The organism is Clostridium kluyveri (assembly GCF_001902295.1).
GTDB lineage: Bacteria > Bacillota > Clostridia > Clostridiales > Clostridiaceae > Clostridium_B > Clostridium_B kluyveri_B.
Genome location: NZ_CP018335.1, coordinates 2700345 through 2720639, shown reverse-complemented (window position 1 = coordinate 2720639; position 20295 = coordinate 2700345). Strand labels below are relative to the sequence as shown.

16 protein-coding genes are annotated in these 20295 nt (G+C 31.6%); 15 read left to right on the top strand and 1 reads right to left on the bottom strand.

What is annotated here, in order from left to right; translation table 11 throughout:
- Window positions 1–9: 9 nt before the first annotated feature.
- From BS101_RS13075 to BS101_RS13025, 11 genes are all read left to right on the top strand, one after another.
- On the top strand, window positions 10–1179 hold the full coding sequence (locus BS101_RS13075) for a M20 metallopeptidase family protein (RefSeq protein ID WP_073539220.1): 1170 nt from the start codon (window positions 10–12) through the stop codon (window positions 1177–1179).
- Between the two features lie 309 nt (window positions 1180–1488).
- Window positions 1489–1788: an ATP-dependent Clp protease adaptor ClpS gene (locus BS101_RS13070; RefSeq protein WP_073539219.1), complete on the top strand. Its 300-nt coding sequence runs from the start codon at window positions 1489–1491 to the stop codon at window positions 1786–1788.
- Between the two features lie 5 nt (window positions 1789–1793).
- Complete coding sequence (gene clpA / locus BS101_RS13065) at window positions 1794–4034, top strand: ATP-dependent Clp protease ATP-binding subunit ClpA (RefSeq protein ID WP_073539218.1); 2241 nt, start codon at window positions 1794–1796, stop codon at window positions 4032–4034.
- Between the two features lie 112 nt (window positions 4035–4146).
- Window positions 4147–5217 carry a YibE/F family protein gene (locus BS101_RS13060; RefSeq protein ID WP_242951263.1) on the top strand — a complete coding sequence of 357 codons (1071 nt, stop codon included), beginning with the start codon at window positions 4147–4149 and terminating at the stop codon, window positions 5215–5217.
- A gap of 84 nt (window positions 5218–5301) precedes the next feature.
- The gene (locus BS101_RS13055) at window positions 5302–5637 is read left to right on the top strand and encodes a hypothetical protein (protein ID WP_073539217.1); all 336 of its coding nucleotides are present in this window, start codon (window positions 5302–5304) and stop codon (window positions 5635–5637) included.
- Between the two features lie 77 nt (window positions 5638–5714).
- Window positions 5715–9242, top strand: a complete 3528-nt coding sequence (gene pglX, locus BS101_RS13050) for a BREX-1 system adenine-specific DNA-methyltransferase PglX (RefSeq protein WP_073539216.1) — start codon at window positions 5715–5717, stop codon at window positions 9240–9242.
- A gap of 39 nt (window positions 9243–9281) precedes the next feature.
- Window positions 9282–10679 carry an aspartate ammonia-lyase gene (locus tag BS101_RS13045; RefSeq protein ID WP_073539215.1) on the top strand — a complete coding sequence of 466 codons (1398 nt, stop codon included), beginning with the start codon at window positions 9282–9284 and terminating at the stop codon, window positions 10677–10679.
- A gap of 191 nt (window positions 10680–10870) precedes the next feature.
- Window positions 10871–12112, top strand: coding sequence for a [FeFe] hydrogenase H-cluster maturation GTPase HydF (hydF, locus tag BS101_RS13040; RefSeq protein ID WP_073539214.1), 1242 nt, complete (start codon window positions 10871–10873; stop codon window positions 12110–12112).
- 275 nt (window positions 12113–12387) lie between these two features.
- Window positions 12388–14007: a ribosomal protection-like ABC-F family protein gene (gene abc-f / locus BS101_RS13035; protein WP_073539213.1), complete on the top strand. Its 1620-nt coding sequence runs from the start codon at window positions 12388–12390 to the stop codon at window positions 14005–14007.
- A gap of 46 nt (window positions 14008–14053) precedes the next feature.
- Entirely contained in the window at window positions 14054–14533 is a 480-nt protein-coding gene (gene rlmH, locus BS101_RS13030) for a 23S rRNA (pseudouridine(1915)-N(3))-methyltransferase RlmH (RefSeq protein WP_073539212.1), read from the top strand.
- Between the two features lie 214 nt (window positions 14534–14747).
- Window positions 14748–15617 (top strand): AraC family transcriptional regulator, encoded by an 870-nt coding sequence (locus BS101_RS13025; RefSeq protein ID WP_073539211.1) that lies wholly within the window; start codon window positions 14748–14750, stop codon window positions 15615–15617.
- A 334-nt stretch (window positions 15618–15951) separates the two neighbouring features.
- Here the strand turns inward: BS101_RS13025 and BS101_RS24395 are convergent, their stop codons facing one another.
- Window positions 15952–16032 (bottom strand): putative holin-like toxin, encoded by an 81-nt coding sequence (locus tag BS101_RS24395; RefSeq protein ID WP_254904849.1) that lies wholly within the window; start codon window positions 16030–16032, stop codon window positions 15952–15954.
- A gap of 209 nt (window positions 16033–16241) precedes the next feature.
- Between BS101_RS24395 and BS101_RS13015 the strand changes: the two genes are divergently transcribed.
- From BS101_RS13015 to BS101_RS13000, 4 genes are all read left to right on the top strand, one after another.
- Window positions 16242–16541 (top strand): hypothetical protein, encoded by a 300-nt coding sequence (locus BS101_RS13015; RefSeq protein WP_242951262.1) that lies wholly within the window; start codon window positions 16242–16244, stop codon window positions 16539–16541.
- Between the two features lie 266 nt (window positions 16542–16807).
- A complete protein-coding gene (locus tag BS101_RS13010) occupies window positions 16808–17263 on the top strand; it encodes an AraC family transcriptional regulator (protein WP_073539210.1) in 456 nt (151 codons plus the stop codon).
- 157 nt (window positions 17264–17420) lie between these two features.
- Window positions 17421–19892: a LuxR C-terminal-related transcriptional regulator gene (locus tag BS101_RS13005; protein WP_073539209.1), complete on the top strand. Its 2472-nt coding sequence runs from the start codon at window positions 17421–17423 to the stop codon at window positions 19890–19892.
- Window positions 19893–20037: 145 nt separating this feature from the next.
- Window positions 20038–20295 (top strand): DUF2442 domain-containing protein, encoded by a 258-nt coding sequence (locus tag BS101_RS13000; RefSeq protein WP_073539208.1) that lies wholly within the window; start codon window positions 20038–20040, stop codon window positions 20293–20295.

The following is a 20295-nucleotide window of genomic DNA, read 5'->3' as shown; positions in this document are numbered from 1 at the left end:
AATAAGAAAATGAATACTTTGGATGAAGCTAGGAAACTGAAGTCATGGATGGTGAAACTTAGAAGAGATTTTCATATGTATCCTGAGCCATCTTTTGAAGAAGTAAGAACGTCAAAAGTAATAGCTGAAGAACTTAAAAACATGGAGATAGATGTTGCTGCTGTAGGTAAAACAGGTGTTATTGGATTGCTAAAAGGAAAAAATCAGGGAAAAGTCATTGCACTTCGTGCAGATATCGATGGCCTGTCAGTTATAGAGAAAACAGGCCTTTCCTACAGCTCAAAAAATCCGGGATATATGCATGCTTGTGGACATGATACTCATATTACGAAACTTTTGGGGGCTGCAAAGATATTGTCCCATTTTAAAAATGAATTGTGCGGCAGTGTAAAATTCATCTTTCAACCGGCAGAGGAACTTGGAGCCGGTGCAGCATATATGATAGAACATGGAGTCCTTGAGAATCCTAAAGTTGATATGATCGTAGGAATGCACACTTTTGGATTAATCGAAATAGGGAAAGTAGTAGTTCAGGAAGGATTTCTTATGGCTTCCATAGATACCTGGCACCTTACTATAGAAGGAAAATCCTGCCACGGGTCTTCACCATGGCAGGGGATAGATGCAATGCCATGTGCATTATCAGTAATGAAGGGATTTGAGACTATTGTGACTAGATTCAATGATGCGAGAAATCCCGTAGTTATTAATATAGGTACTGTAAATGCAGGTGAAAGGTTTAATGTGGTTCCTGGAAAAGTTGAAATAACCGGGTCAAATAGGACATTTTCAGAATATTCTAGAGAAATGATACCTAAATGGATGAAGAAAATGATAGATAATGTATGTGATACATATGGCTGCAAAGCTCAGTTTGGATATGAAATGGGGTGTGGTCCTACTGTTAATGAAATTGTATCAACTGAATTTGTAAAGAAATCAGTAGTTGGAGTCATAGGGGAAGAAAATATAATTCAGATACCACCGATTATGGGTTCCGAAGACTTTGCGTCTTATTTAAAAAAAGTACCAGGTACTTTTTTAATACTTGGCGGTGGAAACAAGGAAAAGGGGTATATGTATTCCCAACATTCCAATTATTTCACAATTGATGAAGATTGTCTTTCAGTAGGGGCTTCAGTATATGCCCAGATAGCTTGTGATTTTTTAAAAAATTAATATTTAAAATTGAAAAGATAATAAAAATTATTAACTAATATAGTTTTGTCAATAATTTTTTTGTGAAAGTCTCATATTTGTTTTATTTTACATTTTACTTACTATAAATAAAACATCTTCATGGGATTTTTTGCATTTTAGGGTGAAATTATCTTTATAAATTCAGGTTACTATCATAGTAAAATTTTTATTGAACTTTAGTACAGTGCTTTTACTTTGAAAATTTAAATATTATACACTTTAAATTTAAAGTGTGTTAAAATGATTTTAAGTATAAGTATATTTTAAAAGCTTATGGGGTTGTTTGAGATGCCGCAAAAAACTATTTTAAAACAAAATTCAAAAGTTGAAATTAAAAGACCACCTATGTATAAGGTTATTATATACAACGATGACTATACTACCATGGAATTTGTAGTGAATGTTTTAGTGAAAATATTTAAAAAGAGTGATGTAGAGGCTGTGCAAATAATGTACGATGTTCACAGAAAAGGTATAGGTATAGCTGGCATATATGTTTATGATATAGCTGCTACTAAAACGGCGCAGGCTATCAGTATGGCAAGAAATAGTGGATTCCCACTAAAATTTAGTATGGAAGAGGAATAGTTGTTATGAAACTAGATAAAATAGTAAATGAAATTATAACTGCAGCTTATAATGAAGCAAGGTATTGTAAACATGAATACTTTACGCCTGAACATGTATTGTATGCTGCGTTATTTTTTCCAGAAGGAATAGATATAATAGAAAGTTGTGGAGGCAATGTTAAGAATATCAAGAGAGATTTATTACAGTATTTCAATGATAATATAGAAACTACAGAAAAAAAAGAACCTCTTGAAACCATAGGTCTTCAAAATATATTGACTTCTGCAGGAGAACATGTTTTAGCTGCTGAAAAAGAAGTGATAAAGCTGGGGGATATTTTTATATCCATATATGATGAGGAACAGAGTTTTGCCAGTTTTTTTCTTAGGAAACAGGGCATAAGGAGAATTGACATATTAAATTATATAACCCATGGAATTTCAGCAACTATGTTTGATTATAACATTGAAGAAGATTCTAAATACTTAGTAGATGAAGAAGATACACAAAGTGTTTTAAATATAGGAGATTTTGCAGTAGATCTTACACAAAAAGCTAAAATGGGAGACATGGATCCACTAATCGGAAGGGAGGATATAATCTACAGGACTATACAGGTGCTGTCAAGGAGAAATAAAAATAATCCTATTCATGTTGGAGAGCCAGGAGTAGGTAAAACTGCCATTACAGAAGGTCTTGCAAAATTAATCGTGGAAAATAAAGTACCTAATTTATTAAAAGATAGTAAGATATACTCTCTGGATATGGGGTCTATTTTAGCAGGAACCAAATATAGGGGAGATTTTGAAGATAGAATAAAAAATACACTTAAAAAAATTCAAAAGGAAGATAAACCTATTGTATATATAGATGAGATTCATACTATAATAGGGGCAGGTTCTGTGTCTGGAGGATCTTTAGATGCAGCAAATATTTTAAAGCCTTTTTTAACCAGTGGGAAGATTAAATTTATAGGTTCAACTACCTATGATGAGTATAAAAAGATATTTGAAAAAGATAGGGCACTGGCTAGGAGATTTCAAAGAATAGAAGTGCCAGAGCCTAGTGTAGAGGATACCTACAGCATACTTTTAGGTATAAAAGAGAATTATGAAAAATTTCATAATGTAATTTATAAAGAAGAGGCTTTAAAATCTGCAGTAGACCTATCTGTAAAATATATAAATGATAGATTCCTTCCAGACAAGGCTATCGACGTAATAGATGAAACAGGAGCCTATGTAAGACTTCACAGCAGCGATGATAAAAAAATAGTTATTGATAAAGTACACATAGAAAAAACTATAGCTGCCATGGCTAAAATACCAGAGCAGACATTATCCCAAGATGAAACCAAGGTGTTAAAAAATTTAGATAAGGTTCTTAAGGAAAAAGTGTTTGGTCAAGAAGAAGCTATAGATTCTCTGGTAAGGGCTATAAAAAGATCCAGAGCAGGTTTTAATGAAGATAATAAAACTGTGGCAAGTCTTTTATTTGTGGGCCCTACAGGGGTGGGAAAGACAGAGATAAGTAAACAGCTGGCAAAGGCTTTAAATATTCCTTTTATTAGATTTGATATGAGTGAGTATCAGGAAAAGCATACAGTAGCTAGGCTTGTAGGCTCCCCACCGGGATATGTAGGCTACGAAGAAGGAGGACTTTTGACAGATGTTATAAGAAAAACTCCTTATTGCGTGTTACTTTTGGATGAAATAGAAAAGGCTCATCCAGATGTATTGAATATACTGCTTCAGATCATGGATTATGCAACTCTTACCGATAATACAGGAAAGAAAACCGATTTTAAAAACACTACAATTATAATGACTTCAAATGCCGGTGCCAGATCTGTGGGAAAAGCACTTATGGGATTTGGAGAGAGAATTGTAAAAAAAGATGCTATTAGTGAAGAGGTAAATAGAATATTTTCTCCAGAGTTTAGAAATAGATTGGATGATATAATATACTTTAATTCAATGAATGATAATATGGCATATTTAGTTGCAAAAAAAGTTGTAGGTCAGTTTGAAAAACAACTTTTATCTAAAGATATAAAGATAAATGTAACAGATAAATGTTATAGATGGCTGTCTAAAAAAGGGGTATCACTGGAATACGGAGCTAGAGAAATAATTAGAATAGTTCAGCAGGATATAAAACCTTATTTTGTAGATAAAGTACTTTTTAATGACAATATTGAAAATACAATTAGTATTATAGATGTAGAAAATGATAGTATAAAAATCAAAAGTGAGGAACAATAGCTTATAAGATGACTTATGTTGAGAGGGATGAGTTAAAATATTAAAGAGGGATAAAAAAAATGTAATTTTTTTAATAGCATTTATTGCAGTACTCATAGTTATATTTTTTGTAATGTCATCTTTAAGCGGTGAAGATGGGGATAACAGTGCTGTTCACGGAAAAGTTATCAAAATACATTCCACAGAAAATAAGGGCTCTGAGAGATTTTCCAATGCAGATGTTAAAATAATCTCAGGAAAACTTAAAGGCAAAGTAATTACAGTTCAAAATTTTGTAGGAGGAAAGATTAAAGATGAGAGCAGCAGTACTCAGAGTTTTGTAAAAGTAGGAGATGAAGTATTAGTTAACATAGATAGGTATGATGAAAAAGGAAATGTAGAAGATGCCTATATATATGAAATAGTAAGGTATAAGTACTTATACAGACTGGCATTGTTTTTTATCATATCCCTGGCGGTTATTGGAGGGAAAAAAGGACTAAAATCCATTATAACTTTGATTATAACTGGATTTGTGGTAATAAAAGTACTTATACCTCTTATAATACAGGGATTTAATCCTACATTGGTGTCTTCTCTAGTATGTATTTTTGTAATTGTAGTAAATCTTCTCATAATAAGCGGAAAAAATGAAAAGACTCTGGCTGCTATTATAGGAACTTCCGGAGGAGTTTTGATTGCAGGAATTATAGCGGTATTTTCAAATTTTATAATAAGGGTTAATGGACTTACTGATGAAGAAATGCAGTCCATTATATATACGGCACAAAGTGCCAATTTTGACTTTTCAGGATTGCTTTTTGCAGGTATAATTATGGGGGCTTTAGGGGCAGTTATGGATGTAAGTATGTCTATAGCTTCTTCCATAAAGGAAATTGGAAGTGCCAAACCGGATATGACTGTAAAAGAGCTTATAAAGTCAGGTATGAATGTGGGAAAGGATATTATGGGCACTATGGCAAATACCCTCATACTCGCCTATGCAGGAGGAGCCATGTATATAATGATTATGGTTTCTGCATATTCCTATAGTACATCTATTTCTACTGCCATAGATCAAGATATTATAGCCGCAGAGATATTAAAAGCTCTCGCAGGCAGCATTGGGTTAGTTTTTGCAGTTCCAATTACTGCAGTTGTATCTGCAATACTGGTTAAATCATATTCAAATAAAAAAGACTAGCTTAAAAGTTCAAAGGTAACATTTTTAAATTTGAAATAATATAATACAGTGAAACAGATTGAAAACAGGAGGGTATACAAAATCATGGAAATTACTGTAAATTTTTATATTATTTCAGACGATATTTTGGAAACTTCAAAGGAATTCCATAGCCAGATAAAGACAACCAACCCTATATATCTAACTCTTCAATCAGGGGATTCCATAATACTTGGGGATAATAGCGGAGAGTATGCTGTGGTTAGAACCATAAAAAATCTGCATAAAGGGGAGCTGGATGTATATATATCTAAATTAAAAAGTAAGGATGAAATAATGAATGAAATAGAGGACTTTACCAGTAAGACTATAAAATCAATATTTGAATCTATTAAGGATACATTAAATTCTGAAGAGGAAAAGGATTTTAATAAAGCTTAAAATTAAAGAACACTATTAAAATTCATTGATTTTAATAGTGTTTTTGTTATAAGTATTTTAAAATGAGGATATGGTATATGAATAAGAATATATTAAAAAATTTTGCAGTTAAAAGCAGAAAGGAACTTGTAGAAAGAGTTAAAATAAAAGCTGCAAGAAAAGGTATAGAGAATGGTTATACTGAAGACTTGTATATAATTAGAGGATTTGGAGAAACAATATTTAGTGAAAAGGAAAAAATTCAGAGAGAAATAATTATAAACAGAATAGAATCCCTAAATAAAAATGGAGAGAAAGGCTATGACATAGTTATTGAAGAAATTGCCTACTCCTGGTTTATTAGATTTATTGCTTTAAGATTCATGGAAGTTAATAAATACATACCTGAAACCTTTATTGTAAAATATAATGAATACGATTCAATGCAGAATATTCATGGAATAAATTTTTCTTTAGATTTAAAAAAAATTCAGAGTATAAAATTAAACAGCGATTCAGAGGGTATCTTGAGGTATATAGTATTATCAAGGTGCAGTGATTTAAAGGAGTTTCTGCCTTTTGTATTTCGAGGATGGCCGGATTATACAGAATTATTATTTCCGGAGGAACTTTTAGGTGAAAAAAATTTTGTATTTAAACTTATCCATACCATACCAGAAAAGTTATGGTATCATGTAGAAATTATGGGGTGGCTTTATGAATATTACATATCTGAGGAACAAAATAGAATAATAAGTTCAAAAAAAAAATATACAAAACAAGAAATACCTTATGCCACTCAACTGTTCACTCCAGACTGGATAGTAAAATATATGGTTCAGAATTCACTGGGAAGGTACTGGATAGAAGCTCACCCAGAACATCAGTCTCTAAAAAAAAGCTGGGAATTTTATATAGAAAATTTGGAACTGCAGCAGGAATTAAAATACTACATAGATAAGGATTTAAAAGTTAGGGACATAAAATGTGTTGACCCTGCCTGTGGATCTGGACACATACTGGTATATATGTTTCGATTATTATATCAGATATATAGAAAATGTGGATATGGCGAAGATGAAATACCAGAGATGATTATACAAAATAATATTTATGGGATGGATATACATGATGGAGCCTGCCAGCTTGCCTGTTTCATTATTGGTATGGAAGGAATGAAATATGACAAATATCTTCTTGAAAAAATGAAGAGGAAAGCGGTAAAATTTAATATAGTATCTATAAGGGAAACTAATAATTTCAGTGATGAGGATATAGAATATGTATTAGGTGATAATTATAATACACATTATAATATTTTAAAAAATTTCATAGACCAATTTAAGGATGCAAAGATATATGGCTCTCTTATAGAATTAAGGGAGTTTAAAGAGGATATTCTATTAAATACACTGGAATATATAAAAAATATAAGGGAAAGTAACTTACTTAAGGAAAAAAGAAGAAAGAAAATTATTGGAGAGCTGTCAAAATTAATAAAACAGGCTCGCATAATGGGGTATACATATGATATTTTAGTAACAAATCCTCCTTATATCAGTAATAAATATTTACCTGAACTTCTGGCAAAGTATATTGGAAAAAATTATCCAGAGGCCAAAAGTGATATATTTTCTGCTTTTATGGCATATGGCTTTTCGAAGGTAAAATATAATGGTCAATTGGCATTTATGACTCCTTTTGTATGGATGTTCATACAGTCTTATCAAAAGTTGAGGGAAAAGATAATTGACCATAAAAGTATAACTAGTTTAATTCAATTGGAGTACTCTGGATTTGAAGAAGCCACAGTACCCATATGTACATTTACTTTAAGAAATTATAAAGTTAACATGAAAGGCAGTTATATTAAGTTATCAGATTTTAAGGGATCTAATAATCAACCGGTTAAGGCTAGGGAAGCCGTAGATAATCCATATGTGAATTATAGATTTACCTTAAATCAAGACAAAATGAAAAGCATTCCCGGAAGCAGGTTTGGGTACTGGCTTACCAGAGGGGAAATTGAAATACTAAGCAGGGCAAGTATAATAGGAGATGCAGCCTTTCCATGTACCGGTATGCAAACCGGAAATAATAATAAATATATAAGACATTGGTTTGAAGTAAAATATAAACTTATAAATTTTAAGGGAGAAAGTAATAATATAAAATATTGGATACCCTATCAAATGGGAGGAGAAGCCCGAAAATGGTATGGCAATATTTCAGAAGTAATCTACTGGAGAAACAATGGAGAAAAGGTAAGAAGGGATCAAGGTTCCCTTATAAGAAATGAAAAATTTTTTTTTAAGAAGGGTATAAGCTGGAAGAGAATAACCTCAGGAAATAATACCATAAGAGTTTTAAATAAAGGATTTATTTTTGACCAATCTGCAGATTCTATATTTGTTAAAAATCCAGAGGATTATAATTATATATTGGCTTTCTTTAACACCAAGATAATGATGAATATATTTAAATTTATATCCCCCACCTTAAATCTCACTGCAGGAACGGTTAAGCAAATTCCCATATATATTGAAAAAGATCCAGATATGAAAAAGAAAATTAATGACCTGTGTGAAGAATGTATAAGTATATCAAAAATGGAGTGGGATTTTTTTGAGACATCCTGGAATTTTAAAAAGCATCCTTTTATATTAATGTGTGAAGACAGATGGAGTTTACCAAACAGTTATGATTCACAGATTCACTATTATATAGGGCATATATTTAACATCTGGGAATCATTTGCAGAGAATCAGTTCAACCGGTTAAAACAAAAGGAAGAAGAACTAAATAAAATATTTATCCATATTTATGGTCTACAGGATGAATTGACACCGGAAGTTTTGGATAAAGACATTACTATTAGGAGAGCGGATAAAAAAAGAGATGTTAAATCATTCATTTCCTATGGGGTAGGATGTATGTTTGGCAGGTATTCTATTGATAGAGAAGGTGTTATCTGTTCTGATGAAGGTATCTATAGTTTTTGCGGGCAGAAAAATACAGATTTCACAAGGTATTTACCAGATGAAGATAATATTATTCCCATACTTTGTCACAGTTGTTTTAAAAATGATATAGTGGATAGATTTATACAGTTTGTATCTGTAGTTTTTGGCAAAGAAACTTTATATGAAAATTTAAGTTTTATAGCAAATACTCTTGGAAAAAAGGAAGGGGAAACAGATGAAGACACCCTAAGAAGATATTTTATAAATAATTTTTTTAAAGACCATGTTCAAATATATAAAAAAAGGCCTATATATTGGTTGTTTACATCAGGTAAATATAAAGCCTTCAATTGTTTGGTTTATGTACACAGGTACCATAAGGGAGTTTTATCTATAATAAGAAACTGTTATGTAAATAAGATTCAGGATAAAATATATAAAGACATACAATTTTTGTCCTATAAAATGGAACATTCCTGTGAAAAAGAAAAGAAGGATATAAGGAAAAAACTAGATATTCTTTATAAAAAACAGGATGAATTGAATATATATGATGAAATGTTGATAAGTAAGGCCAATATGAACATAGAATTAGAGTTAGACTTAGGCATAATTGCTAATTATAAAAAGTTTTTACCCCTTGTGAAAAACCTAGAAAAGTGAGTATATAATAATTTTCAGCTTAGTATTAGGAGGTTTGGTATGCAGATTAGAATAGAAAAGGATTTACTCGGAGAAAAAGAAATTGATAATTCTTCTTATTTTGGCATTAATACCAAAAGGGCTCTTGAAAATTTCAATCTAGGAGGAAAAACCGTAAATTTAAATCTGATAAAAGAAATTGCACTTATAAAGAAAGCAGCTGCTATAGTAAATGAAGATTTAAAAGAACTTCCAGAAGATAAGGCAGAAGCTATAATTAAAGCCAGTGAAGAGGTTATAGAAGGAAATTTTAATGACCAGTTTTTTCTCAGTGCATTTCAGGGAGGTGCTGGTACATCTACAAACATGAATGTAAATGAGGTTATAGCCAATAGGGCGATAGAAATACTGGGAGGAAAAAAAGGAGATTATAATCTGGTGCACCCATTAAATGATGTAAATATGTCACAGTCAACTAATGATGTTTATCCCACAGCTTTAAGGATTGCAGCTATAAGAAGCATAAGAAGGCTGAGCAGTTGTCTGGCTGATTTGCAGGAAGAATTGCAGGTAAAGGAGAATGAATTTTCAGACATAATAAAGCTTGGAAGAACTCAGCTTATGGATGCATTGCCTATGATGGTAGGACAGGGATTTGGAGCCTATGCGAAAGCAATAGCCAGAGACAGGTGGAGAATATATAAGGTGGAAGAAAGGCTTAGAGAAATTAATATAGGAGGTACTGCCATAGGTACAGGACTTAATGCCACCAATAAATTTATATATGAGATAACAGATGTGCTTCAGGATTTAACGGGACTTGGAATTGCAAGGTCGGATTATCCTATGGATGTAACTCAAAACTGTGACATATTTGTGGAAGTTTCAGGATTATTGAAGTCTCTGGCTGTTAACCTTTTAAAAATTTCAAATGATTTAAGAATTTTAAATTCAGGGCCTGTAGGGGGAATTGGAGAGATTATACTTCCAAAAGTTCAATCCGGTTCCACTATTATGCCGGGAAAGGTTAATCCGGTTATAGCTGAAATGACAGCCCAGGTAAGTATGAGGGTAATATCAAATGATACTGCCATTACCATGGCAAGCGGTTCAGGTCAGCTGGAACTGAATGCATTTACTCCTTTAATTGCGGAGTGTTTGCTTGAGTCATTGGAACTTTTAGAAAAAACAGTTATAATATTTAGAGAAAAATGTATTAAGGGTATTAAGGTAAATGAAGAAAATTGCAGAAAAAACCTGGAAGCATCTACTGCCATGGTAACGGCTCTTGTACATTATATAGGTTATGATAAAGCTGGAAAACTGGCAGAAAAAGCTTTAAAAGAACATAAGACAATAAGAGAAGTTTTATATGAAGAGGAAGTACTTTCAAGGGAAAAGATAGATGAAATAATAAATCCATATCAACTTACAAAGCCTGGAATACCGGGAACATGAGTTTTTAAACAATTAAGAGTTGAGGGTTAAGAATTAAGAGCTTAGGATTAAGAGCTTAGGATGATTTTTTTTAGTAAACTTTAGAAAATCTAAAAATTTTTCTTTAACCTTTAATTCTTAATTATTAAAAAGGAGGTGAATTTAGTGAGAGTCTGAAATTTATAGAGAATTTCTCTCACTAAGGATAACAAATGAGTTTAAATGAAGCCCCTCGTTCCGTTAGAGTACATATAGCTCTCTTTGGAAGGAGGAATGCAGGTAAGTCAAGTATTATAAATGCCATAACAGGGCAGGATATAGCTATTGTATCCAGTGTGAAAGGCACCACTACGGATCCGGTGTATAAATCTATAGAAATTCTTCCTATAGGCCCCTGTGTCATAATTGATACAGCAGGACTGGATGATAGTGGACAGCTTGGAGAACTGAGGAAGAAAAAGGCCTTGGAAGTTTTGAACAAGACAGATATATCATTGGTAGTAATAGATTCAACGGTAGGGATTACAGAGTATGACAGATATATAATTGATGAAATCAAAAGTAAAAAAATTCCTCTTATGGGGATTTTAAATAAGTGGGATATATCTAATATAGATGAGAAAGATATTAAAAATATAAAGGAGGAATTGGATATTCCTCTTATAGCTGTATCTGCTGTTACAGGAAAGGGAATAAAAGAATTAAAAAATCAGATAGCCGGTATATTGCCTAAAGAAGAGGATAAATTCAAGATAATTGGAGACTTGATAAGTCCCGGAGATTTTGTGGTACTGGTTACTCCTATAGACAAGGCCGCACCTAAGGGGAGACTTATACTGCCTCAGCAGCAAACCATAAGGGATATACTTGAAAGTGATGCTATTGCAGTGGTTACCAAGGAATATGAACTTAGAGAAACATTGGAAAGCTTAGGTAAAAAACCTAAAATAGTAGTTACAGATTCCCAGGCATTTTTAAAAGTAGCTGCAGATACACCAAAGGATATTTTAATGACTTCTTTTTCTATATTATTTGCCAGATTTAAAGGTGATTTAATAGAACTTATAAAAGGGGTTAAAGCTGTAAAGAATTTAAAAGATGGAGATAAAGTATTAATAGCAGAGGGGTGTACCCATCACAGACAATCAGATGATATAGGAAAAGTGAAAATACCAAGATGGATAAGGCAGATTACAGGTAAAAAAATAGATTTTGAGTTTTCCTCGGGAGTATCTTTTACAGATGACATAAAGAGATATTCTCTTATAGTTCACTGTGGAGGATGTATGTTAAATAAATCTGCAATGCTGCATAGAATTAATACTGCCAAGGAGTTTAAGGTACCTATAGTTAATTATGGTATACTTATTGCCTATGTTCAGGGTATACTGGACAGAGCCTTGATGCCATTTCCAAGAGCTAAAATGATATGGGATGAAGTGGAAGAACATTAATCTTTATAATTGATATCTTAAATTAAATCTGATAAAATGTAATTAATATTATGAAAGGGCAAGGTATGTAATTAATGAAAATAAACTAATTCAGCTTTAAATCAAATTGTATTTAAATTTTATGGGCAAGACATGCCTTTATTTTGCTGGATTAGTTTAAATGGAACAATAATATAAGTATTATAATAACAGTACTATAAGTTTAATTGTAGTGTATTATTTATGTACCTGTTTTTCATTTATCTTTCCAGCTTTTGCAAAGGAGAGATTTTTTTATGCTTATTTTAGAAGCTAGGAATTTAAAAAAATATTATGGAGATAGATTGATTCTATCTTTTAAGAATTTAAAAATAGAAAGTGGAGATAAGATAGGAGTTGTAGGGAGAAATGGTGCAGGTAAAAGTACTCTCTTGAATATTTTAGCAGGAAATGCAAAAGAAGATGAGGGGATCATTTACAGGCATTGTTCCATAGCATATATTAAACAATTTTCAAATGAGGACATAACAGCTGATGGAAAAATATTAAAAGAGTTTAAAGTGGATAAAAAAATTGATAAAGACAATGTAAGTGGAGGAGAATATACCAAACTCAATATTGCAGCTGCATTGAGTAAGGAGGGGGAGCTGCTTCTGGCAGATGAACCTACTTCTAATCTTGATTATGATGGCATTAAACTTTTACAAAAAAAATTATCCAATATAGAAACATTTATCTTAATAAGCCATGACAGGGACTTTATGGATTCACTCTGCAATAAAATTATAGAAATAGAAAATGGAAAACTTGTCTTTTATGAAGGAAATTACTCCTCATATATAAAACAAAAATCTATAGAGAGGAAAAGCATTCAAAATGAATATACTCAATATATAAGTGAGAAGTCAAGGCTTCAGAAGGCTATTACAGGGAGAGAAAATAAATCAAAATCTATGAAAAAAGCTCCAAAGAGAATGGGAAATTCAGAAGCAAGACTTCACAAGAGGGAAACCTATGAAAGAAGAAAAAAAGTAGAAGGGGCAGCAAAAACTATGAAAACCCGTCTGGAGAAGCTGGAGGTTAAGGAAAAACTGGATAAAATTCCAGAAGTAAAGCTTGATTTTTCACTGACTGATCCTCCTAGAAATAAAGTAGTTATATCTGGAAATAAAATATGTTTCAGCTATGACAGTAATGTTATTTTAAATAATACTGATTTTAAAATATACAATGGAAGTAAAACTGCTCTGGTTGGAAATAATGGTTCGGGAAAAACTACATTGCTAAATCTTATAAATAATCACTTTAATCCAATATATGCTGTACCTAAAGCGGTAATAGGTTACTTCTGTCAGAGGTTTGAAAATTTAGACTATAATAAAACCTTAATTGAAAATGTAATGGAAGATTCAATTCAAAGTGAAAGCTCAGTAAGGACAATTCTGGCAAGATTATTATTTTTTGGTGATGATGTATATAAAAAAGTTTGCGTACTCAGCGGAGGGGAAAGGATAAAAGTTTCATTTGCAAAATTATTTGTTTCAAAGGCTAATGTATTACTTCTTGATGAGCCCACAAATTATCTTGATATGCAATCTATTGAGGCTCTTGAAAATATTATTAAAACCTATGAAGGTACAGTTTTATTTGTATCCCATGATAATAAATTTATAAATTCGGTGGCAGACAGCTTAATGTTATTGAAAAATGGACAAATAACAGAATTTCATGGGAATCTAAAAGAATTTGAAGAGAAGCAAGAGCTGAAAAATAACAGCAGTAATTACAACATGGAAAAGTCCATCTTGCAGATGAGACTTACTGAAATTATTTCTAAAATGTCACTGCCAAATTGTGATAAGGAAATGCTTGAAGAAGAGTATAAAAGTATTTTAAATCAATTAAGGCATATTTAAATCAAGTGATTCATAACTAAACAAAATATATGAAAGTGGAGATAACATGAACATTACCATAATTGCCGTAGGAAAGTTAAAAGAAAAATATCTTAAAGCTGCAGTAGAGGAGTATTCTAAAAGACTTTCTAGATATTGTAGATTGAATATAATAGAAGTACAAGATGAAAAAACTCCTGACAATGCTTCAAGTAGTGAAGAGGATATTATAAAGGAAAAGGAAGGTATAAAAATACTTAAGCATATAAATGACAATATGTATGTGGTAGCTCTTGATTTAAAGGGAAATATGATGGGCTCTGAAGAGTTCTCGAAATTTGTAGGAAATCTAGGACTTTCAGGAAAAAGCAATATTGTCTTTATAATTGGAGGTTCCCTTGGTATTTCCAGTGAAATTTTAAAAAGGGCTGATTATAAACTATGTTTTTCAAAGATGACTTTTCCCCATCAATTATTTAGAATAATGCTTCTGGAGCAGATTTATAGGGGGTTTAGGATAATGAAGGGAGAGCCATATCACAAGTAAGTACGAAAACAGCCCAGAAGCATGATGTATCAATGCTTCTGGACTGTTTGTTTTGTCAAAAGTTTAAATGAGTTGACAAGTTGGCAGACTGGGAAATCTCAGAAAAATGAAATTACACTCGATGGCACTCAACGATTCGATATTTTTTGTGCTAATAAAGTCGAGCATAGTTAAAGTAGCTTTGGTATTATGTAAATATGAAAGGAGAGAGGCAATGTTAATCGGATTAAATCGTGTGATTGACTATATTGAAGATCATTTAACCGATGATCTATCTCTTGAAAAAATTTCTGAATATGCCGGGGTTTCTGACTATCACTTTAGAAAGATATTTATTTATCTTTCTGGGTTAACACTTAGTGAATATATCAGAAACAGGAGATTGTCGGAAGCAAGTATGGATTTATTACATGGAGAAAAAGTAACAGATGTTGCTTTCAAATATGGTTATCAGTCAATGGATGGCTTCACTCGAGCATTTAAAAAGTGGGGTGGTTTTTTACCCTCAGATGTAATGAGAAAAGGTATAAGTAAATCGTTTCCCAAACTTTCATTCATAATAACCGTCAAAGGAGGAAGTAATATGGAATTTAGAATTGAAGACAAATCTGCATTTAATTTAGTCGGTGTAAGTAAACGTGTCCCTATGCAATTTGAAGGTGTTAATAATGAGATTGTAAAGCTTGCAGAAAGCATAACAGATGAACAAAAAGAAGAGATGCATTCACTTCAAAATATTGAACCTTATGAAATCGTCAATGCTTCTTATGAGGCTGACGCTAATTTCTTAAAAGAAGAGGGCGATTTAACTCATCTGATAGGCATTTTAACCACTGAAAATCAAGTAAGTAATTTATTAGAAAAGGTGACAGTTGATGCATATACTTGGGCAATATTCCCAAGTGAAGGACCATTTCCTTCTACGTTACAAGAAACAATGGCAAAAGTATATTCAGAATGGCTTCCCTCTTCTAATTATGAAGTAATCAACGCCCCTGCTTTTTCTTTTACTAAAATGGATAAAGTCAAAAATGATTATGCTTATGGTGAAGTTTGGATTCCTGTTCGAAAGAGATTAAGATAGATGTCAGGCACCAAAGTTATCCAGTTATTTGTACGGATATAAAAACCGCAGTTACTTATGTTACGGTGAATCGTACCATAAATTACGGAGCTTTTTTGTGAAATGGATTAATATAACCGGGTTCAGAGGGATATAATGAAAGTTAATATAGATGAAAACTTTTATAAAATATATGATTTTAAATCATAAAATGTGTTATAATATAGATACAAAGAGAGAAAAATAAAAACAGGATGCTGAGAACATCCTGTAGTATACAATCTAGTTGCTTAGGCAACTGGTATTACTAAGTTTATTAAATAAAAATAGTAGCGACCATTTGCAGACGGGGCTACTATTTTTTTATTTCTTTAATAAGTAATACTATGAATGTTAACAGTGAAATGAGGAAAAGCCCTCCTTCAAAAAGTAACATTAAGATGTCATTACTCATTGTATCACCTCCCTTCAAGAGGGATGAGTGATACCAGTAGCCCACAGGCAACGTATTTGATTGTACCAATAAATTATAGCATGTCTAATAGGATAATTCTACAGTTAGTATTATCTGTAACTTTAAATATATATTATAAAGAAGAAAAGCATTTGTTGATATAAAAGTCAATAAATGCTTTATTTTTATATTTGGAGGATGGTAATATAAGGATTATTAAGATACTAAAAGATATTGAACTACTGAAGAAGAAATTACATATAAACAGAGAAGCACTTCAGGGGATTGAGGAATATTTCAAAAATGTATACAATAACATAGGTAAGCTAGAAAGAAAAACAATAGATGAATTTTCACTAAAAGACTGTGGAATAATTGTATACATTGAAGACGGAGACAATGTCTGGGACTTGGAAAATTTAATAAATAAATTCGAATTTATTAGGGAGAATGTATATTATGAGAAAATCAACAATCACTGCTGTATTTAAAGCAGATATTAAAAGATTATGGGAAGTAGTTACAAATAACAATAAATTTGATGAAATGAACGGTAGTGAGGAATTGAGATAGATCATTTTTTAAAGATACAAGAAATAATTAAATCAATATGAGTATAAAGGTGCAAAACGCTCTCTTAAAAAACAGGCAGTAATTTTCTAATTTTGCAATTTTAAAAAATAAGTTGAAATATATTTTAAAGCATTATATGATGAATTCAGGCACCGGTGTACTTTATTTAAGAAGAAGGTAAGTTATGGATACTAATATTGAAATAATACCATCATATAAAGTTGCTTATATACGAAGAACAGGATCTTACGGTTCAGAGAATGTGCAAATGATGAAACAATTAGAAAGTTGGGCTAGAGAAGAAAATTTATTAAATGAAAGTTCAATCATATTAGGAATAGTCCAAGATAACCCTCAATTCACAGAATCTAAAGATTGTCGTTATGATACATGTTTAGTTGTTTCAGGTGAATTTAAGGTTGACAATAAGTATATTAATTTTGGAAAGACTATTGGTGGAAAATACTGCGTATTTAAAATAAGTCATACGGTAGATGCTATGCAAAAAGCATGGATGGAGATATTTCCAGAGTTATTAAAAAGAAATTATGAATTTGATAATAGAAGACCTATTATTGAACGCTATGCAATGCAGATGATAAATAAGCATTACTGTGAAATTTGTGTACCAATATTATAAAAGGATCCTTTTAGGATTACAAAATCGAACACTATGAATAGAGAATTAAACAAATTTATATATATTTATACATTCGTATACATTTTTATAGAATTTTGGCAACTGAAATCAGAAAATGTGCTATTCTATAATAAAAAATTAAATTGAAGGTGTTACTTTGAAGATTAAGTTATTAAAAAGAGAACGTATAAATCGTATCCTATCAGCCATTTACGACTATCCTCTCACTATTGTAGAAGCTCCAATGGGATTTGGTAAAACAACAGCAGTTAAGGGTTTTTTAGCAGCTAAAAAGCAGAAGCCTCTATGGATTACATTCCTTAATACAGGAGAACCTCTATCTTTTTTATGGCATGAATTCACAAGTGAAATAAGTAAAGTAGATGAAGAGGTAGGAACAAGACTTCAAAAACTTGGATTTCCTGTTGATGTGCCACAGACAGCAAAGGTTCTGGCGGTATTAGGTGAAATTGAATTTAAAGAAAAGACGGTTTTGCTTTTAGATGATTATCATCTTTTATCTAATATGCAATTTAGTACGCTATTATTTCAGATTGTTTCAGAAGATATGGATAACCTTTATATAGTGATTATTACTAGGGATACAACTAAAATAAATTTTACAGATTTATATTTAAAAGGGATGTGCCATGTTATATCTCAACAGCAATTAAAATTTACTGACGATGAGATTTATAGTTATTGCAAAATGATGACAAATACTATATCAGAAGCTGATTTATCAAATATCAGTAAATACACAGATGGATGGATTTCATTGATATATATGATACTGGTAGCACTGAAAAAAGGTATTCCAGTTGGAATCAATGATACTATTGATGAACTAGTTGAAAAAGTTCTTTTTAACAGTTATGATAAATTTCTTCAGAATTTTTTGCTAAAGCTTTCAATTATGGATAGTTTTACTGTAGAACAAGTTTTATTTGTTACTCAGGAGGAGAAAACCCATGAAATTTTAAAAAGTCTTCATAGAGAGAATTCCTTTGTTTTCTACGATGATATAAACAAAATATATAAAATTCACAATGTGATGTTAGATTTTTTAAAGATTAGACAGCATTTTAAAAAAGAAGAGCTTCAAGAGTTATATAGACGCCTTGGCCAGTGGTATCTTGAAAGAAAGGAGTTCTTAACTGCCTATAGTTATCTGAATCGTGCTGGAGCTGTAGAGAGTATTCTTACACATTTAAATAATCCAGCTAATATTCGAAATGAGCTTATCGACTTTGAAGATTCTCTTGAAATGTTCCGTAGAGCACCACAAGAATTGCTGAATAAATATCCAATTGCATATTTGCAGTATATCTTATTTGCCATAGTAAAAGGAAATCAAGGTACCATTTCAGTGTGTGCAAAACGACTGGATCAACTGGAGCAGGATTTTGAACTTATGAAAAATATAGATGACAGGTATAGAAATCGTGTTATTGCAGAAGCCAATATTATTAGGAAAATTATAATGTTCAATCATATAGAAGAAACCTCTTCTAGAAACGATTTTATTTTAGAGCTTTTAAAAGGGGAACAGTCCTATATATTGCTTAGGGAAAATGAGTTTACTTTTGGATCACCTCATTTGCTTTACATATATTTTAGGGATCAGGGTACATTTAAGAAAATATTAAGTACCATCATCAATAAATTCCCTGTACATTCTAAGTATGCAGATGGATGCGGAACTGGCTCCGAGTATCTGGCCCTAGCAGAATATGAACTTGAAACTGGTGGCTGGCAGGCAGCAGAACTGAACAGTTTCAAGGCTATTTATAAGGCTAAAACAAAGGATCAAAATAGCATTATTATTTGTGCAAATTTTAATCTGATAAGGCTCTATATATTACAGGGAAAAATAACAAAAGCTATTGAAATGCTTAAGCAGTTGGAGAAAGATATTGCAGAAGTAAATAATCCTATTTATAATACAACTATTGATATATGTAAGGGATATACATATGCTAATCTTGATCAGGCTGAAAAAATACCCTATTGGCTTCAAATAGGAGATATGAGTTCTGCTAACTTTTTTTATCAGGGAATAGCATTTAATTATTTAGTCTATGGGAAGGCCGTGCTGTTGTCCCGAAATTATGTGAAGCTTGAGATGTTGGCAGAGAGCTTTGTGGATTATTTTTCCGTTTTTAGCAACCAATTGGCCTTCATACATAACAGTATTTTTGAAGCGGCAGCGAAATATCAGCTGTATGGGCTTAAGACTGGAACAGCAGTAATGGAAAGCGCTCTTGTAAAAGGACAAGCAGATGACATCATAATGCCTTTTGTGGAAAATGCAACCCATATAATGCCAATGGTAAAAGCAATAGCACATAATGATTCTAATAATGAATATATAAAACGAATACTTGTTTTCAGTGAGCAATATGTTGAAAGTCTAAACAGTGCTAAATTAAAAAAGGTTAAACTATCACAAAGGGAAATAGAGGTACTTTCACTCACAGCGGAAGGCTTAAAGAGAGAGGAAATTGCAAATCGTCTTTTTATGTCACAGGGTACTGTGAAAACACATTTACAAAATATTTACCAAAAACTTGAAACTAGCGGAAAGGTTTCAGCGATAAAAATTGCTCAAATGAACGGATTAATATAGTTTTGAATTGATAATTTTATATAAAAATTCTGTAAAGATACGCCAAATGGCGTATACCCCAAAAAAAATTATTCCATATAATTATATATGGAGTATTTTTTTGTACTAATAGCTCAAATGATTGGAAATTTAAAGAGATGGTTTTATGAGCAGGATAATAAGTGTAATACCAAATGACGATTATACGCTGCTGATAGAATTTGAGCAGGGTAGTAAAATATTGTTTAATATGCAGAGGTTAATTAAAACCATACCCTACTCCAGTTTGAAAGATTTGAATCGATTCAAAGAAGTAAAGCTTGAGGATAAAGCAATCTGCTGGAACAGCTCAAATGCTTCAGAATCAACTATATGGCTCTTAAGAATTACAATAGACAATATTTTGTTTATGCTGAGAGATTAA